This window comes from Stenotrophomonas acidaminiphila (genome assembly GCA_002951995.1).
Classification (GTDB): domain Bacteria; phylum Pseudomonadota; class Gammaproteobacteria; order Xanthomonadales; family Xanthomonadaceae; genus Stenotrophomonas; species Stenotrophomonas acidaminiphila_A.
Window position 1 is genome coordinate 871308 of sequence record CP019797.1, and the last position, 15617, is coordinate 886924.

Consider the following 15617-nt stretch of genomic DNA (forward strand, 5'->3'; position numbering starts at 1 on the left):
GGCGGCGGGCGCGGTGAGGGCGGGGGACGTCGCCCGCCGGGGGCGGGTGTATCCTATGCGGTCTGCGATAGACGTCTTCTCCCACAAGGATTCCCATGTCCCTGACCGCCCATTTCGACACCTCCCGCGGCCTGATCAAGGTCGAGCTGTTCGCCGACAAGGCGCCGCTGACCGTGGCCAATTTCGTCAACCTGGCCCAGCGCGGGTTCTACGACGGCCTGAACTTCCACCGCGTGATCGCCGATTTCATGATCCAGGGCGGCTGCCCGGAAGGCTCCGGCCGCGGTGGCCCGGGCTACCGTTTCGAGGACGAGACCAACAACGGCGTGCGCCACGAGCGCGGCGTGCTGTCCATGGCCAATGCCGGCCCCAACACCAACGGCAGCCAGTTCTTCATCACCCACATCAAGACCGACTGGCTGGACGGCAAGCACACCGTGTTCGGCAAGGTGGTCGAGGGCCTGGACGTGGTCGACGCGGTCAAGCAGGGCGACCTGATCAACAAGATCACCATCGAGGGCGATGCCGACGCCGTGCTGGCCGCCCAGGCCGGGCGCGTGGCCGAGTGGAACAAGATCCTCGCAGCCTGATCCCCGCCCACGGCCACCGGCAACGGTGGCCGTTCGCGTGATGTGCACCGATTGCAGCCCCGCTTTCGCGGTCGCGGAGGCCGGGGCCGTCCCCAGATACCTTTCTTAGCAGAGGAAACCCCATGAAAGCACCCGTACGTGTCGCCGTGACCGGCGCTGCCGGCAATATCGGCTACGCCCTGCTGTTCCGCATCGCCTCCGGCGAAATGCTGGGCAAGGACCAGCCCGTCATCCTGCAGCTGCTGGAGATCGACAATGAGAAGGCCCAGGCCGCGCTGAAGGGCGTGGTCATGGAACTGGAAGACTGCGCGTTCCCGCTGCTGGCCGGCGTGTTCACCACCGCCGATCCGCTGGTGGCGTTCAAGGACGTCGACGTGGCCCTGCTGGTCGGCGCCCGTCCGCGCGGCCCGGGCATGGAGCGCAAGGACCTGCTGCTGGAAAACGCCAAGATCTTCACCGTGCAGGGCAAGGCGCTGAACGCCGTGGCCAAGCGCGACGTGAAGGTGCTGGTGGTCGGCAACCCGGCCAACACCAACGCCTACATCGCGATGAAGTCGGCGCCGGACCTGGACCCGAAGAACTTCACCGCCATGCTGCGCCTGGACCACAACCGCGCCCTGAGCCAGCTGTCGGCCAAGACCGGCAAGGCCGTGGACAGCTTCGAGAAGTTCACCGTGTGGGGCAACCACAGCCCGACCATGTACCCGGACTACCGCTTCGCCACCACCGGCGGCGCCTCGGTGGCCGAGCTGATCAACGACCAGGAATGGAACGCCAACACCTTCATTCCGACCGTCGGCAAGCGCGGCGCGGCCATCATCGCCGCCCGTGGCCTGTCCTCCGCCGCCTCGGCCGCCAATGCCGCCATCGACCACGTGCATGACTGGGTGCTGGGCAGCAACGGCAAGTGGGTGACGATGGGCGTGCCGTCCGACGGCTCCTACGGCATTCCCGAAGGCGTGGTGTTCGGCTTCCCGGTGATCACCGAGAACGGCAAGTACACCATCGTCAAGGACCTGCCGATCGACGACTTCTCCAAGAAGTACATCGACATCACTCTGGCCGAGCTCGAGGAAGAGCGCGCCGGCGTGGCCGACCTGCTCTGACCGCAGCGGCCGGGCGACCGGGTCGACGGGGGAAGCTTCGGCTTCCCCCTTTTTGTTGGAGGGCTGCGGCGCGGGTTCCCGCGCGACGGCCGGCGGCCTGCCCATGGCCGCGTGCAGAGGCGGAAACGGTGATCGAACTGCATTACATCGACGACGCACTGCTGGTGGTGGAAAAGCCCGCCGGCCTGCTTTCGGTGCCCGGGCGCCTGCCGGAGAACCAGGATTGCCTGGTGGCGCGCCTGCAGGCGTCGTTTCCCGACGTGCTGACCGTGCACCGGCTGGACCAGGTGACCTCGGGGCTGATGCTGTACGCGCGCGGCAGGCAGCTGCAGGCGGCCCTGTCGATGCAGTTCGAGCAGCGGCGCGTGCACAAGCGCTACGAGGCCTTGGTGGAGGGGCGGGTCGCGGGCGAGGCGGGCGAGATCGCCCTGCCGCTGATCTGCGACTGGCCGAACCGGCCCAGGCAGATGGTGGACCTGGAACGCGGCAAGCCGGCGCTGACCCGCTGGCGGGTGCTGGCGCGCGATGCGGGACAGGCGTGGACCCGGGTGGCACTGGAACCGGTCACCGGGCGCAGTCACCAGCTGCGGCTGCACATGGCCAGTGCCGGCCATCCGATCATCGGCGATTGCCTGTATGGCGCCGCGCCCGCGCCGCGGGTGCAGTTGCATGCGTGCAGGCTGGGCTTCGTGCACCCGGTGAGCGGGGCGGAGATGGCGTTCGCGTCGCCCAGTCCGTTCTGAGGCCGGTCGCGGCGCGGCGTGCGGCCGGCCATGGGCGGGGCCGGGGCCGGCCCTGCAACGTTGGTCGTACGACCATCGTCGCAGGGAGGGCGCGTGGTGGTCCGGACTATGCTCGGCGCAGGCCAGCAGGTTCCGGAGGCGACATGCAGTACGAGCAGACCTACCGCCGTTCCATCGACGCGCCGGAGGCGTTCTGGGCCGAGGAGGCCAGGGCGATCCATTGGCATAAGCCGCCGCGGCAGATCCTGGACTACTCCAATCCGCCGTTCCGGCGCTGGTTCGTCGGCGGCGAAACCAATCTCTGCTACAACGCGGTGGACCGGCATCTGGCCGATCGCGGCGACCAGCTGGCGCTGGTCGCCATCTCCACCGAGACCCAGGTCACCCGCGAGATCACCTACCGCGAGCTGCACCGCGAGGTGAATGCCTTCGCCGCCGTACTCAAGGCGCTGGATGTCGCCCGCGGCGACCGCGTGGTGATCTACATGCCGAACATGGCCGAGGCGGTGTTCGCGATGCTGGCCTGCGCGCGCATCGGCGCGGTGCATTCGGTGGTGTTCGGTGGCTTCGCCGCGCACAACCTGGCGCTGCGCATCGACGATGCCAGGCCCAAGCTGCTGATCGCCGCCGACGCGGGCATGCGCGGCGGCAAGGTGATCCCGTACAAGCCCATGGTCGACGCGGCGTGTGCCGAGGCCACGTCGCCACCGCCGAAAGTGCTGATCGTCTCGCGCGGCCTGGACGCGGCCATGCCCAGGGTCGCGGGGCGCGACGAGGATTACGCCGCGCTGCGCGCGCAGGTGGGCGACGCGCAGGTGCCGGTGGAATGGCTGGAATCCAACGCGCCCAGCTACCTGCTGTACACCTCGGGCACCACCGGCAAGCCGAAGGGCGTGCAGCGTGATGTCGGCGGCTACGCGGTGGCGATGGCGCAGTCGATGCGCACGGTGTTCGACTGCGCCCCCGGCCAGGTGATGTTCTCCACCTCCGACGTCGGCTGGGCGGTGGGGCATTCGTACAACGTGTACGGGCCGCTGATCGGCGGCTGCACGTCGCTGCTGTACGAAGGCCTGCCGACCCATCCGGATCCGGGCATCTGGTGGGCGCTGTGCGAGCAGTACGGGGTGCGCACGATGTTCTCCTCGCCCACCGCGATCCGGGTGCTGAAGAAGCACGACGTGGATTTCATCCATCGCCACGACCTGTCCGAACTGAAGTACCTGTTCCTGGCCGGCGAGCCGCTGGACGAGCCCACCGCGCAGTGGATCGGCGACGCGCTGCGCAAGCCGGTGATCGACAACTACTGGCAGACCGAGACCGGCTGGCCGGCGTTGACCCTGCTGCCGGGGCTGGAGATGAAGCCGGTGAGGTTCGGCTCGCCCGGCTTCCCCAACCTGGGGTACCGGATGAAGGTCATCGACGAGCGCACCGGGGCCGAAGTCGCACCCGGGCAGAAAGGCGTGCTGGTGATCCAGCCGCCGCTGCCACCGGGTTGCATGAGTACGGTATGGAACGACGATGCGCGCTTCATCGAGAGCTACTTCAGCCATTTCGACGAGTTGCTCTACAGCTCGCTGGACTGGGCCATCCGCGACGCCGACGGCTACACCTTCATCCTCGGCCGCACCGACGACGTGATCAACGTGGCCGGTCACCGGCTGGGCACGCGCGAGATCGAGGAAGCGATCAGCAGCCACCCGCGGGTGGCCGAGGCGGCGGTGGTCGGCATGCACGACGAGCTGAAGGGGCAGGTGCCGCTGGTGTTCGTGACGCTCAAGCAGGCCGCGGCCGCCGACGAGCTGGCGGCGCTGTCGGCGGAGATGATGCAGCAGGTCACCGGGTCGCTGGGGCGGTGGCGCGCCCGGCGCACGTGCATATCGTCAACGCGCTTCCCAAGACCCGTTCGGGTAAGCTGCTGCGGCGTTCGCTGCAGGCCCTGGCGGAGCGGCGCGACCCGGGGGACCTGTCGACGCTGGACGACCCGGGCGCACTGGAGGAAATCCGCCGCGTGCTGGGGACATAGCGCAGGCGCGCTGGCGCGGCGATCGCAGGGGGCGGTGCGGGTGCAGGCAAGCAGGATGGGGCGGGGGCCCCGGTTGCCGTTCGCGCGCATCGTGGTTGCGATGCACAAATGCGGGAGGGGGAATGGCGTTGATCCATGCCAAGACGGCGGCTGGCCGTCGCGAGATCGAAGACCGTGGCCTGCGCCTGGCGCCGGCGCTGCGCTCGGTGCTGCTGCTGGTGGACGGGCAGCGCGACAGCCGCGAACTGCTGCAGATGGCGCAGGAGTTGCGGGCGCCGGAGGACGCGCTGGAGCAGTTGCTGGCGCTTGGGTTGATCGAAGTGGTCGGTGGCAACGTGGAGCGCGCGCCACCGGTGCCGGTCACCACGCAGCTGGGCGACGATCCGCTGCGCTACCAGCAACTGCGCGACTGGATGGCCGAATCGGTACGCCGGCACCTGGGCCTGAAGGGCTACCTGATCCAGCTCAAGATCGAGCGCAGCCGCAGTGCGGTGGGGCTGGAACAGCTGTGGCCGGAAGTGGCGGCGGCGCTGGGCAAGGCCAAGAGCCCGGCATTCGCCAGCCGCTGGCTGGAGGAGACCCGGGCCCTGGTGCTGGCGTGATGGCAGCGGCGGGCGCCGCGCTGCGCGGTGATCGCGGGCAGCGCGGCGGCCACCCGCCGGCCGGCACTATCATGCGCGGGGTTGGGCAGAGGAGCGCCAGGCATGGACAAACACGACGGCGGCGGGGCGGGAACCGCGGGCTGGGACGCTATCAATGCGGCATTGCGCGCGGTGCACGCGGGACAGGCGCCCCGGCACTTCGGCACGGCGGCCTCGTACACACTGGGCGGCGACGACCCGCTGGACGGCATCAGCGTGTACTGGAGCCCGCTGCCGCGCGCCCACTGGCATTACGTCACCTACGGCTTTTCCGAGCTGTACGACAAACACAGCGACGACCCGGAGGCGAGCGGCTTCGGCTTCGAGCTGACCTTCCGTCTCGCCGCCGAGGCCGGCGAGGACGGCAGCGGCGCGCCACCGACGTGGCCGCTGGACCTGCTGCAGAACGTCGCCCGCTACGTGTTCGCCAGCGGCAACGTGTTCGAGGCCGGGCATCATCTCGATGCCAACGGCCCGATCACGCTGGACAGCGGTACCCGCCTGCGCCACCTGGCGTTCGTCGCCGATCCGCAGTTGCCGGCGATCGCCACGCCCAACGGGCGCCTGGACTTCCTGCAGATGGTCGGCCTGACCGACGACGAGATGGCCGCGGTCAGGCGCTGGTCGACCTCCGGGGTAATGGACGTGCTGGCGCCGGCGATGCCGTCGTGGATCACCGAGCTGGCGCGCGATTCGCTGCTGGCCGATGCGGCGCTGGCGGACCGGGTGGCGGCGGGCAGCCGCCGCGACGGGTCCAGCACCGGCATGCTGTTCGTGGAGACGCTGGACTGGTCCGACGCGGACGTGGGCACCACCCTGGTGCTGGGCGCGGGGCAGGTGGACAGCGTGCTGGAACTGCTGCCGCTGCGCCTGCACCACGACCGGCCGCTGGTGGTGCTGGGCAGGGAACGGCAGTGGCGGTTCGAGCCGGGCGTGGCCGACGACCTGCAGCTGGACGAGGACAGCGCGCGCTGCGTGCTGTGCGACGCGAGCATCGCGGCGCTGCTGGCCGCGGTCCGTGCCGAGCGTGGCGTGTACCCGCTCCCGGGCGGGCGGCTGCAGGTGGAAGTGGTGCCGACGCAGTTGCGGGACGCCCGCGGCAAGGTGATTGGCGAGATCGGCTGACCGTCGCGGCTGCCGCGCTGGGGTTCAATCAGGGCCGCCGCGTGGCTCCGTCCGGCGGCCAGCCACCGCCAGCGAGAATACGAACACCGCGCCGGCCTCGCTGTCGGCCAGCACGATGCGGCGGTGGTGCAACTGCAGGATGCGGTGCACCACCAGCAGCCCGAGCCCACCGCTGTCCGGGCGCCTGCTGGCCAGCGCGGACGGCGCGCTGAACAGCTGCGCGCGCTGTTCCGGAGCGATGCCCGGGCCGGTGTCGGCGACACGTACCTGTACCTCCTCGCCCGTCGCGCGCAGGGTCACCGTCACCCGGCCGCCCTCGGGCGTGTGGCGGATGGCGTTGTCGATCAGGTTGGTCAGCACCCGCTCGACCAGCGCCAGGTCGGCATGCACCGCCGGCAGGCCGGCGGGGATATCCGCGGCCAGCGATTGCCGGCGTGACTGCGCGGCCAGCTCGAATTTCTGGAACACGTCCTGTACCAGGTCCGGCAACGAGAACGCCTGCGGTTCCAGCACCACCCCCCGTGTTCCAGTCGCGCCAGTTCGAACAGGGCCTGCGCCAGGCGGCCGACCTTGTGGCTCTGCGCCAGGGCGATGGACAGGTAGCGCTGGCGCTCGGCGGGGTCGAGCGTGGCGTCCTTCAGCGCCAGCGTTTCCAGGTAGCCGTGCAGCGACGACAGCGGCGTGCGCAGGTCGTGGGAAATGTTGGCCACCAGTTCGCGGCGCTGCAGGTCCTGCTGGCGCAACTGCTGCCATTGCTCGCCGAGGCGCTGCGCCATGTGCGCGAAGCTGTGCCGCAGGATCGCCAGTTCGTCGCGCTCGCCGGGCCGGGGCGGCGCCGCTGGCGCCGGCAGCGCGGCAGGGGCGGCATCGACGTCGAATGCCTGGATGTCGCGGGCCAGCCGGCGCAGCGGACGGGTAATCCAGCGGAAGGCGACCACGCCGGCGAGCAGGCCCACGGCGGCCACGATCGCCAGCGCCCACAGCGTGGTGCGCAGGCTGGCACTGGCCGCGACGTCCGCGGCCAGCGCTTCGCGTTGCTCGCCGACCAGGACCACGTAGATGTAACCCACCTGCTTCCCCTGCACGCGCAGCGGCGCGGCGTTGAACACCTTGCGCCCGGTACTGCTGCGCGGGTCGTCGCCGAGGATGGGCAAGGGCGCGCCGCGCAGCAGCGCATGGACCGGCGCCAGGTCGACCCGGTCGCGCCTGAGGTGGCCATCCGGCGCGTCGTGGCCGAGGATCCGGCCCTGGTCATCGAGCAGGTAGACCTCGACGCTGGGGTTGACCGCCATCAGCTTGCCGAACAGGGCGCGGACCTCGCCATCGCGCATGCCGCGTGCGTCCATCAGTTCGCCGCTGCGCGCGATGTGTTCGGCCAGCCCGCGCGAAAGGCGCTGCACGGTTTCCTGCTCGTGCAGGCGCGTGCTGCGCATCTGGATCCACGCCAGTGCGCCGCAGCACACCAGCAGCAGCGCGCAGAACACCAGCGACAGCCGTTGCCACAGCGCCAACCGCTTCATGCGTCGTTGCCGCCGGCCGCCAGCTTGTAGCCGCGGCCCCATACGGTGAGGATGCGGCGCGGCGTGGCCGGGTCGCGTTCGATCTTGTTGCGCAGGCGGTTGATGTGCGTGTTGACGGTGTGTTCGTAGCCCTCGTGGCGGTGGCCCCAGACCTGGTTGAGCAGCTCCATGCGCGAGTAGACCTGGTCGGGATGGCGGGCGAAGAAATGCAGCAGGTCGAACTCGCGCGGGGTCAGGTCCAGGGCATTGCCATCGACCCCGGCGGTGCGCGCGACCGGATCGATGCGGATGCCGGCGACCTCGATCGCGCCGGCATCGATGCGCGCGTTCTGTGCCATCGCCTCGACCCGGCGCAGCAGCGCCTTGATCCGCGCGACCAGTTCCAGCATCGAGAACGGCTTGGCCAGGTAGTCGTCCGCGCCCAGTTCCAGGCCGAGGATGCGGTGCACCTCGCTGGCGCGCGCACTGGTGATGATGATCGGCGTGTAGCGGGTCATCGCGCGCGCGCGCCGGCAGATCTCCAGCCCGTCGACGCCCGGCAGCATCAGGTCGAGCACCAGCGCGCTCCAGTCGTTGTCCTCCAGCAGGCGCAGGCCGTCGTCGCCGCTGGCCGCATGGGTCACGTCGTAGCCTTCGTCGCGCAGGTGCATGCGCAGCAGGTTGGCGATGTGGGCGTCGTCCTCGACGATCAGCACGCGTTTGGCACGGTTCATCGGCACATCCGGCCGCTGGGGGAATGGGTGCCATTGTCGGGGGAAGCGGGCGCCGATGTGTCACGGAAAATTTAACTCCGCGTGAGGATTCGTTGACCGCCACGCGCGCAGCATGGCGCCATCGTTCCTGCCTGGAGACCGGCCATGTCCCTTTCCCGTCGCACCCTGCTGGGCATGGGCGGCATGCTGGCGGCGGCCGGCCTCTGCGGGGTTGGCGCCTGCGGCCGGGCCGCGCCGGCGCCGGCGCCACGCCGCGGCACGTTCGAGGTCATGCATGACGACGCGCAATGGCGCCGGCTGCTGACGCCGGCGCAGTACACGGTGCTGCGCGGCCAGGGAACCGAGCGCGCGTTCAGCAGCCCGTTGAACGGCGAGCACCGGCGCGGCACGTTCCATTGCGCCGGTTGCGCGCTGGCCTTGTTTTCCTCCGCCGCCAAGTTCGACAGCGGTACCGGCTGGCCGAGCTTCTGGGCGCCGCTGCACGGCGCGGTGGGCGAGGACCGCGACACCACCTTCGGCATGCTGCGGGTGGAAGTGCACTGCCGTCGCTGCGGCGGCCACCTCGGCCACGTGTTCGATGACGGCCCGCGCCCGACCGGGCTGCGCTACTGCATCAACGGCGTGGCGCTGGATTTCATCGCGGCCTGAGCGCCGTCCCTCCCGATTCCAAGAAAAGGACGTTCCATGTTCCTGTTGCTGCTGGCCTACCTTGGCGGTGTCCTGACCCTGCTCAGCCCCTGCATCCTGCCGGTGCTGCCGTTCGTGTTCGCGCGCTCGGACCGTCCGTTCCTGCGCAGCGGGCTGCCGCTGCTGGCCGGCATGGCGCTGATGTTCGCGGTGGTCGCCAGCCTGGCGGCGGTCGGCAGCCGCTGGGTGGCGCAGGCCAACCAGGCCGGCCGCTGGATCGCCCTGGCGGTGATGGCGGTGTTCGCGCTGGCGCTGTTGTGGCCGGCCCTGGCGAACCGGCTGCTGTCGCCGCTGCAGCGCCTGGGAGGGCGCCTGGATGCGTCGGCCGGGGACGGCGGGGGCGTCGCCGGTTCGCTGCTGATCGGTATCGCCACCGGCCTGTTGTGGGCGCCCTGCGCCGGGCCGATCCTGGGGTTGATCCTCACCGGTGCCGCGCTGCAGGGGGCCAATGCCGGCACCAGCGGGCTGCTGCTGGCCTACGCGCTGGGAGCGGCGACGTCGCTGGCGCTGGCGGTGTGGATCGGTGGCCGGGTGTTCGCCGCGCTCAAGCGGCATCTGGGCGCGGGCGAATGGATCCGGCGCGGGCTGGGCATCGCCGCCCTGCTGGCGGTGGTCGCCATCGCCATGGGCTGGGACACCGGGGTGCTGACCCGGCTGTCGACGGTGAGTACCGCGCGCCTGGAACAGGGGCTGCTGGACGCATTGCCGGCGCGCGACACGATGCCGGGCGGCGCGATGATGATGACCGCAGACGAGGGCGCGACGCGTGGGCTGCCGGTCGAGGGCCAACTGCCGTCGCTGGCCGGCGCCAGCGGCTGGCTCAACAGCCCGCCGCTGGATGCGCAGGGCCTGCGCGGCAAGGTGGTACTGGTCGATTTCTGGACCTACTCGTGCATCAACTGCCTGCGTGCGCTGCCGCATGTTCGCCAGTGGTACGAGCGTTACCGCGACCACGGCCTGGTGGTGGTGGGCGTGCATGCGCCGGAATTCGCGTTCGAGCGCGACGTGCGCAACGTGCAGCGCGCGGTCGAGGACCTGGGCGTCAGCTGGCCGGTGGCGCTCGACAATGATTTCGCGATCTGGCGGGGCTTCGACAACCGCTACTGGCCGGCGCATTACTTCATCGACGCGCAGGGGCGCATCCGCGCCCATCATTTCGGCGAGGGCGGCTACGAGGAGTCCGAGCAGATCATCCGCCGGCTGCTGCGCGAGGCGGGCAATCCGTTGCCGGGCGATGCGCCCGCGACGGTGGCGACGGCGCGCGCGGCGGTCGAGCGCGCGGCGGACATGGGCAACCTGCGCTCGCCGGAAACCTACATCGGCCACGCGCGGGCGGAGCATTTCGCCTCGCCGGGCGGGCAGCGTGCGGGCCGCGCCTTCGATTACACGGTGCCGGCCATGCTGGGGCTCAACCAATGGGCGCTTGGCGGGCGCTGGCTGGTGGGCGAGGAAGACGCACGCCTGCAGCAGGCCGGCGGCCGCATTGCCTTCCGCTTCCATGCGCGCGATCTGCACCTGGTGCTGGCACCGCAGGCGGACGGCCGGCCGGTGCGTTTCCGGGTGCGCGTCGATGGCCATGCGCCGGGTGCGATGGCCGGTGCCGACGTGGGCGCCGGTGGCGAGGGCCGGGTGGACGAGAACCGGCTCTACCAGTTGATCCGCCAGGACGGCGACGTCGGCGAGCGCAGCTTCGAGATCGAGTTCCTCGACCCGGGCGTACGCGCCTATGCCTTTACCTTCGGTTGAATCCGGGAGGCCGGACGATGAAACCCGCGATGGAAAAAGTGTTCGCCGGCGGCGTTGCCGTGCTGGTCGCCAGCGTGCTGGTACTGGGCGTGGCCGGCCTCGATCGCCCCGTGCACGCGGCGGCGGCTGCGGTGGCGGTGGAGGTTCCCGCGCCCAGCGGCATCGCCGACCTGCGGCAGCCGGGCGTACACCGCGCACGGGTGGTGTTCGCCGGCGGCTGTTTCTGGGGCGTGCAGGGCGTGTTCCAGCACGTGAAGGGCGTGGACAGCGCCGTGTCCGGCTACATCGGGGGCAGCGGCGCCGACGCCCGCTACCCGCGCGTCAGCGCCGGCAATACCGGCCATGCCGAAGCGGTGCAGGTGACCTACGACCCGTCCCAGGTGAGCTATGCGCAGCTGATGCAGGTGTTTTTCTCGGTGGTCCACGACCCCACCCAGCGCGACCGGCAGGGCCCGGACCGCGGCAGCCAGTACCGGTCCGCGGTCTACGCCGACGACGCGGCGCAGCGCGCGGCGACGCTGGCCTACATCGACCAGCTGCAGCGCAGCGGCGTGTTCGCCGCGCCGCTGGCGACCCGGGTCGACGGTGGCAAGCCGTTCTATCCGGCCGAGGACTACCACCAGAACTACCTCGCGCTGCATCCGGACGCGGCGTACATCCGCTTCTACGACCTGCCGAAGATCGAGGCGCTCAAGCGCCAGTACCCGGCGCTCTACCGCGACGCGCCACGGCTGGTGATGCCGGTGTCAGTGCGTTGAAGCCGGCGCCGCGTAGCGGCTCCAGAACACGAAGGGCCGCCGGCTATGCCACCGGCGGCCCTTCGGTTTCCAGGCGTTGGAGCGCGGACTCAGCCCAGGCCTTCGGCCTTGAGCGCGGCCTGCACCGCCGGGTCGGCCTGCATGCGCTGCTCGAAGCGGTCCAGCGCGTCCATGCCGGCCAGGTCGATCTTGAGGCCGCGTGCCCAGCGCAGGGTCACGTAGGTGTAGGCGTCGGCGATGGAGGGGCGCGGCGTCCCGCCCAGCCAGTCGACCTGCGCGAGGCGGTCGTTGAGGCGCTGGTACAGGCCCTTGAGCTTGTCACGCGAATGCTGCTGGGTGCGGGCGATGACCGCCTCGTCCTCCAGATACCGGGTCGAGCCGAAGATCGGGTAGTACACCGGGTGCAGGTCGGCGTTGACGAAGGACAGCCAGCGGTTGACCTCGGCACGGGTGCGCGGGTCGCTGCCGCCGTCCAGGCCGGCGCCCGGGGCCTTGTCGCAGATGTAATGCAGGATCGCCGCGTTCTGGGTCAGGACCCAGCCGTCGTCCTCGAGCACCGGCACCGCGCCGGCCGGGTTCATGGCCATGTACGCCGGCGACTTCATGGTGGCATGGTCGACGATCTGGACTTCGAACGGCAGGCCGGACCAGATCAGCGCGATGTGGTCGGCCAGCGAGCAGGCGCCGGGTTTGGTGTAGAGCTTCATCGGATACCTCGGGGGTGGAATGACCCCCGTATTATCGTCAGCGGCGCGTCGGCCGGCGTGACCGGCATGCGATGCCGCCGCGTCAGGACGCGCGCGGCTTGAGCGACTGCACCTTGTAGAAGGTGTGCCCGCCGATGGTGGCGACCTGGTAGGCGTTGCGCCAGCTGGGGCTGGCGATGGCATGCGCGGCGAAGTGGCTGGCGCCGGGCACGATCTCCTTGCGCTGGCCGGCCGGCAAGGCCCAGTTGCGCTCGGCGGCGAAGGCCACGTCCACGGCTTCGGCCCAGGCGTCGTTGTTGCGCAGTTGGGTGTCCGGCGCCACCAGGGTGGGCGCGAACTGCTTGCGTGCGGTCACCACCTGGCACATCGAGTCGCCCCACAGGCCGCTGTCGAGGCGGCGCAGCGCGACTTCGGCCACGGCCTGCTGGCCGCGCAGGGTCTGGTCGCGGGCTTCCAGATAGACGGTGGTACTCAGGCACAGCGAATCGGCGGCCGGCTGCGGCAACAACTGCGACAGCCAGAGAATCCAGGCCAGTTTCATAGGTCTCCTTGCTCCGTGTGGGCCGCAACCGGCCTGTTCCCGCGTGGCAGGGACAGGACGGCAGCGGCTTGGCGTCATGGGGAGGCGGCCATGGCATCGGGGCCGCCCCGTGGGCAGACCCCGGTCAATCGACCCTGGGGGCTGCGCCGTGCTCACCAGAACTGGGGGGTGAGCGGAAAGTGGGCGCAAGGTAGGGGGGCAATCCCAAACTCATCCTGAATGCGCGTTCTTGACATTCAGCTTCATTGCAGGGGCCGGATCCGGCCCGGGTGCCGCGATGCGCGGGCGTCCAGGGCGGTGCAGGGTGTGTCGCCGGTCACGAAATAACGCCTGCGGTGGGCCCTTCCGGATCGCCCGGTGTGCGCGTTGTCGGCGCGGGCGGCAGGGAACCTGATGCCTTGGCCGGCTGCCTGGGGCCCGGCGGCGCCATGCCCGTGCACGCGGACAGCCGCACGCCGCCAAAGCGCTTCGCGCGCGGGTTGGCGGCCAACGGGACGCATGCCCCGGGCAGGGCGCGCAGCGATGGCGGTGGTGGATGCGCGCCGCCCGCTGCGGCCAAGCCTGCCGGGCGCGAATGCGGCGGCGGGCCTAGAGCGCGGCGGCCAGGCGGCTGCCCTGGTCGATGGCGCGCTTGGCATCCAGCTCGGCGGCCACATCGGCACCACCGATCACATGGGCGGCCACGCCCGCGGCGCGCAACGCATCGGCCAGTGCGCGCATCGGCTCCTGCCCCGCGCAGACCACCACGGTGCCGACCTCCAGCAACCGTTCGGCACCGTCGACGCGGATGCGCAGGCCGCGGTCGTCCACGCCCAGGTACTCCACGCCGCCCAGCATCCGCACGCCCTTGGCCTTGAGCGCGGCGCGGTGGATCCAGCCGGTGGTCTTGCCCAGGCGGGCGCCGGGCTTGCCGGGGCTGCGCTGCAGCAGCCACACCTGGCGTGCCGGTGCCTCGGGTTGCGGCGTGGACAGCGCGCCGCGGCTTTCGAAACTCGGGTCCACGCCCCACTCGGCCATCCAGCGGGCCTTGTCCAGCGACGGCGACGGTCCTTCCTGTACCAGGAATTCACCGACGTCGAAGCCGATGCCGCCGGCGCCGATGATGGCCACCTTGTCCGCCGCCCTGACCCGGCCCTGCAGCACATCCAGGTAGCTGACCACCATCGGGTGGTCGGCACCGGGGAAGTCCACCTTGCGCGGCGAGATGCCGGTCGCGACCACGACCGCGTCGTAGCCGGCCAGCATCGGCGCGTCGGCGCGCGTGCCCAGGCGCACGTCCACGCCGGTATCGGCCAGCCGGTGGCGGAAATAGCGCAGGGTCTCGTGGAACTCCTCCTTGCCGGGGATGCGCTTGGCCACGTTGAACTGGCCGCCGATCTCATCGGCCGCGTCGAACAGGGTGACGGCGTGGCCACGCTCCGCGGCGACGGTGGCGCAGGCCAGGCCCGCCGGACCCGCGCCGACCACCGCCACGCGCTTGGCGACGGCGGCCGGGCGGTAGACCAGTTCAGTCTCGTGCGCGGCGCGCGGGTTGACCAGGCAGGTCGCGCGCTTGTTGACGAAGATGTGGTCCAGGCAGGCCTGGTTGCAGGCGATGCAGGTATTGATGGTCTCCGGCCTGCCGGCGCGGGCCTTGGCCGGCCACTGCGGGTCGGCCAGCAGTGGCCGCGCCAGCGACACCATGTCGGCCTGGCCGTCGGCCAGCACCCGTTCGGCGACGTCGGGCATGTTGATGCGGTTGACCGCGATCACCGGCACGTTCACGTGCGGGCGCAGTTTGGCGGTGACGCCCGTGAAGGCGGCGCGCGGCACCGAGGTGGCAATGGTGGGCACGCGTGCTTCGTGCCAGCCGATGCCGGAGTTGATCAGGGTCGCGCCGGCCGCTTCGATCGCCCGGGCCTGCTGCAGGATCTCCTCCCAGTTGCTGCCGTCCTCCACCAGGTCCAGCAGCGACAGCCGGTAGATGATGATGAAATCCGGGCCGCAGGCCTCGCGGATGCGGCGCACGATCGCCACCGCGAAGCGCATGCGCCGGGCGGCATCGCCTCCCCAGGCGTCGTTGCGCCGGTTGGTGCGCGGGGCGATGAACTCGTTGATCAGGTAGCCCTCCGAGCCCATGACCTCGACGCCGTCGTAGCCGGCCTCGCGCGCCAGCCGCGCGGCGCGGGCGTAGCTGGCGATCTGGCGCTCGACGCCCCGTGCCGACAATGCGCGGGGCGTGAACGGATTGATCGGGGCCTTCAGCTTCGACGGTGCCACCTGCAGCGGGTGGTAGGCATAGCGGCCGGCGTGCAGCAGCTGCAGGCAGATATGGGCACCGTGGCCGTGCACGGCCGCGGTGACCTGCCTGTGCCGGCCCACTTCCCAGGGCCAGGACAGCTTGCTGCCGAACGGTGCCAGCCAGCCGGCGATGTTCGGCGAGAAGCCGCCGGTGACCAGCAGTGCCGCACCGCCGGCGGCGCGTTCGCCGAAATAGGCCGCCAGCTTGGGGAAGTCGCGGACATGGTCCTCGAGGCCGGTATGCATCGAGCCCATCAGGATGCGGTTGCGCAGCCGGGCGAAGCCCAGGTCCAGTGGCGCGAACAGATGGGGATAAGCGGTGTCGGTGGCTGGCGTCATGATGGATACGCTTGCGTACGGATCACGTCAGCCTGCCCGAAACCCGGTCTGCGGCAAGGGGTGGGCGGGCGTGGCCGGCACGCATGCGATGGCCCCGC

12 protein-coding genes and 2 pseudogenes are annotated in these 15617 nt (G+C 70.6%); 9 read left to right on the forward strand and 5 right to left on the reverse strand.

Translation table 11 applies throughout. The features are described from left to right. Positions 1-95 precede the first annotated feature (95 nt). The 6 genes and pseudogenes from B1L07_03810 to B1L07_03835 all read left to right on the forward strand — a co-directional run bounded on the left by B1L07_03810 (position 96) and on the right by B1L07_03835 (position 6228). The gene (locus B1L07_03810; GenBank protein AUZ54386.1) at positions 96-590 is read left to right on the forward strand and encodes a peptidylprolyl isomerase; all 495 of its coding nucleotides are present in this window, start codon (positions 96-98) and stop codon (positions 588-590) included. A 122-nt stretch (positions 591-712) separates the two neighbouring features. Beyond that, positions 713-1696 carry a malate dehydrogenase gene (locus B1L07_03815; GenBank protein AUZ54387.1) on the forward strand — a complete coding sequence of 328 codons (984 nt, stop codon included), beginning with the start codon at positions 713-715 and terminating at the stop codon, positions 1694-1696. Positions 1697-1824: 128 nt separating this feature from the next. Further along, complete coding sequence (locus B1L07_03820; GenBank protein AUZ54388.1) at positions 1825-2439, forward strand: RNA pseudouridine synthase; 615 nt, start codon at positions 1825-1827, stop codon at positions 2437-2439. Positions 2440-2582: 143 nt separating this feature from the next. After that, a pseudogene (locus B1L07_03825) lies at positions 2583-4462 on the forward strand (propionate--CoA ligase). Positions 4463-4584: 122 nt separating this feature from the next. Next, the gene (locus B1L07_03830) at positions 4585-5064 is read left to right on the forward strand and encodes a hypothetical protein (GenBank protein ID AUZ54389.1); all 480 of its coding nucleotides are present in this window, start codon (positions 4585-4587) and stop codon (positions 5062-5064) included. A 102-nt stretch (positions 5065-5166) separates the two neighbouring features. Beyond that, a complete protein-coding gene (locus B1L07_03835) occupies positions 5167-6228 on the forward strand; it encodes an aminotransferase (protein AUZ54390.1) in 1062 nt (353 codons plus the stop codon). 24 nt (positions 6229-6252) lie between these two features. Here the strand turns inward: B1L07_03835 and B1L07_03840 are convergent. After that, positions 6253-7748: pseudogene (locus B1L07_03840) on the reverse strand (two-component sensor histidine kinase). After that, positions 7745-8461, reverse strand: a complete 717-nt coding sequence (locus B1L07_03845) for a DNA-binding response regulator (protein ID AUZ54391.1) — start codon at positions 8459-8461, stop codon at positions 7745-7747. The pseudogene B1L07_03840 and the gene B1L07_03845 overlap by 4 nt, the downstream one beginning before the upstream one ends. 144 nt (positions 8462-8605) lie before the next feature. On the opposite strand from B1L07_03845, the gene B1L07_03850 reads away from it, so the two are divergent. Genes B1L07_03850 through B1L07_03860 form a run of 3 tightly spaced genes read left to right on the forward strand, consistent with a single transcriptional unit; the run spans position 8606 to position 11652 of the window. Continuing rightward, positions 8606-9109: a peptide-methionine (R)-S-oxide reductase gene (locus B1L07_03850; protein AUZ54392.1), complete on the forward strand. Its 504-nt coding sequence runs from the start codon at positions 8606-8608 to the stop codon at positions 9107-9109. Positions 9110-9145: 36 nt separating this feature from the next. Then, positions 9146-10894 (forward strand): cytochrome C biogenesis protein, encoded by a 1749-nt coding sequence (locus B1L07_03855; protein ID AUZ54393.1) that lies wholly within the window; start codon positions 9146-9148, stop codon positions 10892-10894. Between the two features lie 17 nt (positions 10895-10911). Next, positions 10912-11652, forward strand: a complete 741-nt coding sequence (locus B1L07_03860; protein AUZ54394.1) for a peptide-methionine (S)-S-oxide reductase — start codon at positions 10912-10914, stop codon at positions 11650-11652. A gap of 89 nt (positions 11653-11741) precedes the next feature. On the opposite strand, the gene B1L07_03865 is transcribed toward B1L07_03860, so the two are convergent. The 3 genes from B1L07_03865 to B1L07_03875 all read right to left on the reverse strand — a co-directional run bounded on the left by B1L07_03865 (position 11742) and on the right by B1L07_03875 (position 15519). After that, complete coding sequence (locus tag B1L07_03865) at positions 11742-12359, reverse strand: glutathione S-transferase (protein ID AUZ54395.1); 618 nt, start codon at positions 12357-12359, stop codon at positions 11742-11744. 82 nt (positions 12360-12441) lie between these two features. Further along, complete coding sequence (locus B1L07_03870; GenBank protein ID AUZ54396.1) at positions 12442-12900, reverse strand: cell wall hydrolase; 459 nt, start codon at positions 12898-12900, stop codon at positions 12442-12444. 588 nt (positions 12901-13488) lie between these two features. Then, complete coding sequence (locus B1L07_03875; GenBank protein ID AUZ54397.1) at positions 13489-15519, reverse strand: NADPH-dependent 2,4-dienoyl-CoA reductase; 2031 nt, start codon at positions 15517-15519, stop codon at positions 13489-13491. Positions 15520-15617 lie beyond the last annotated feature (98 nt).

Bases quoted from the DNA above. Each gene is read 5' to 3' on its own strand.
- B1L07_03810 (AUZ54386.1), top strand. From the start codon at position 96: ATGTCCCTGACCGCCCATTTCGACACCTCCCGCGGCCTGATCAAGGTC.
- B1L07_03815 (AUZ54387.1), top strand. From the start codon at position 713: ATGAAAGCACCCGTACGTGTCGCCGTGACCGGCGCTGCCGGCAATATC.
- B1L07_03830 (AUZ54389.1), top strand. From the start codon at position 4,585: ATGGCGTTGATCCATGCCAAGACGGCGGCTGGCCGTCGCGAGATCGAA.
- B1L07_03835 (AUZ54390.1), top strand. From the start codon at position 5,167: ATGGACAAACACGACGGCGGCGGGGCGGGAACCGCGGGCTGGGACGCT.
- B1L07_03845 (AUZ54391.1), bottom strand. From the start codon at position 8,461: ATGAACCGTGCCAAACGCGTGCTGATCGTCGAGGACGACGCCCACATC.
- B1L07_03850 (AUZ54392.1), top strand. From the start codon at position 8,606: ATGTCCCTTTCCCGTCGCACCCTGCTGGGCATGGGCGGCATGCTGGCG.
- B1L07_03855 (AUZ54393.1), top strand. From the start codon at position 9,146: ATGTTCCTGTTGCTGCTGGCCTACCTTGGCGGTGTCCTGACCCTGCTC.
- B1L07_03860 (AUZ54394.1), top strand. From the start codon at position 10,912: ATGAAACCCGCGATGGAAAAAGTGTTCGCCGGCGGCGTTGCCGTGCTG.
- B1L07_03865 (AUZ54395.1), bottom strand. From the start codon at position 12,359: ATGAAGCTCTACACCAAACCCGGCGCCTGCTCGCTGGCCGACCACATC.
- B1L07_03870 (AUZ54396.1), bottom strand. From the start codon at position 12,900: ATGAAACTGGCCTGGATTCTCTGGCTGTCGCAGTTGTTGCCGCAGCCG.
- B1L07_03875 (AUZ54397.1), bottom strand. From the start codon at position 15,519: ATGACGCCAGCCACCGACACCGCTTATCCCCATCTGTTCGCGCCACTG.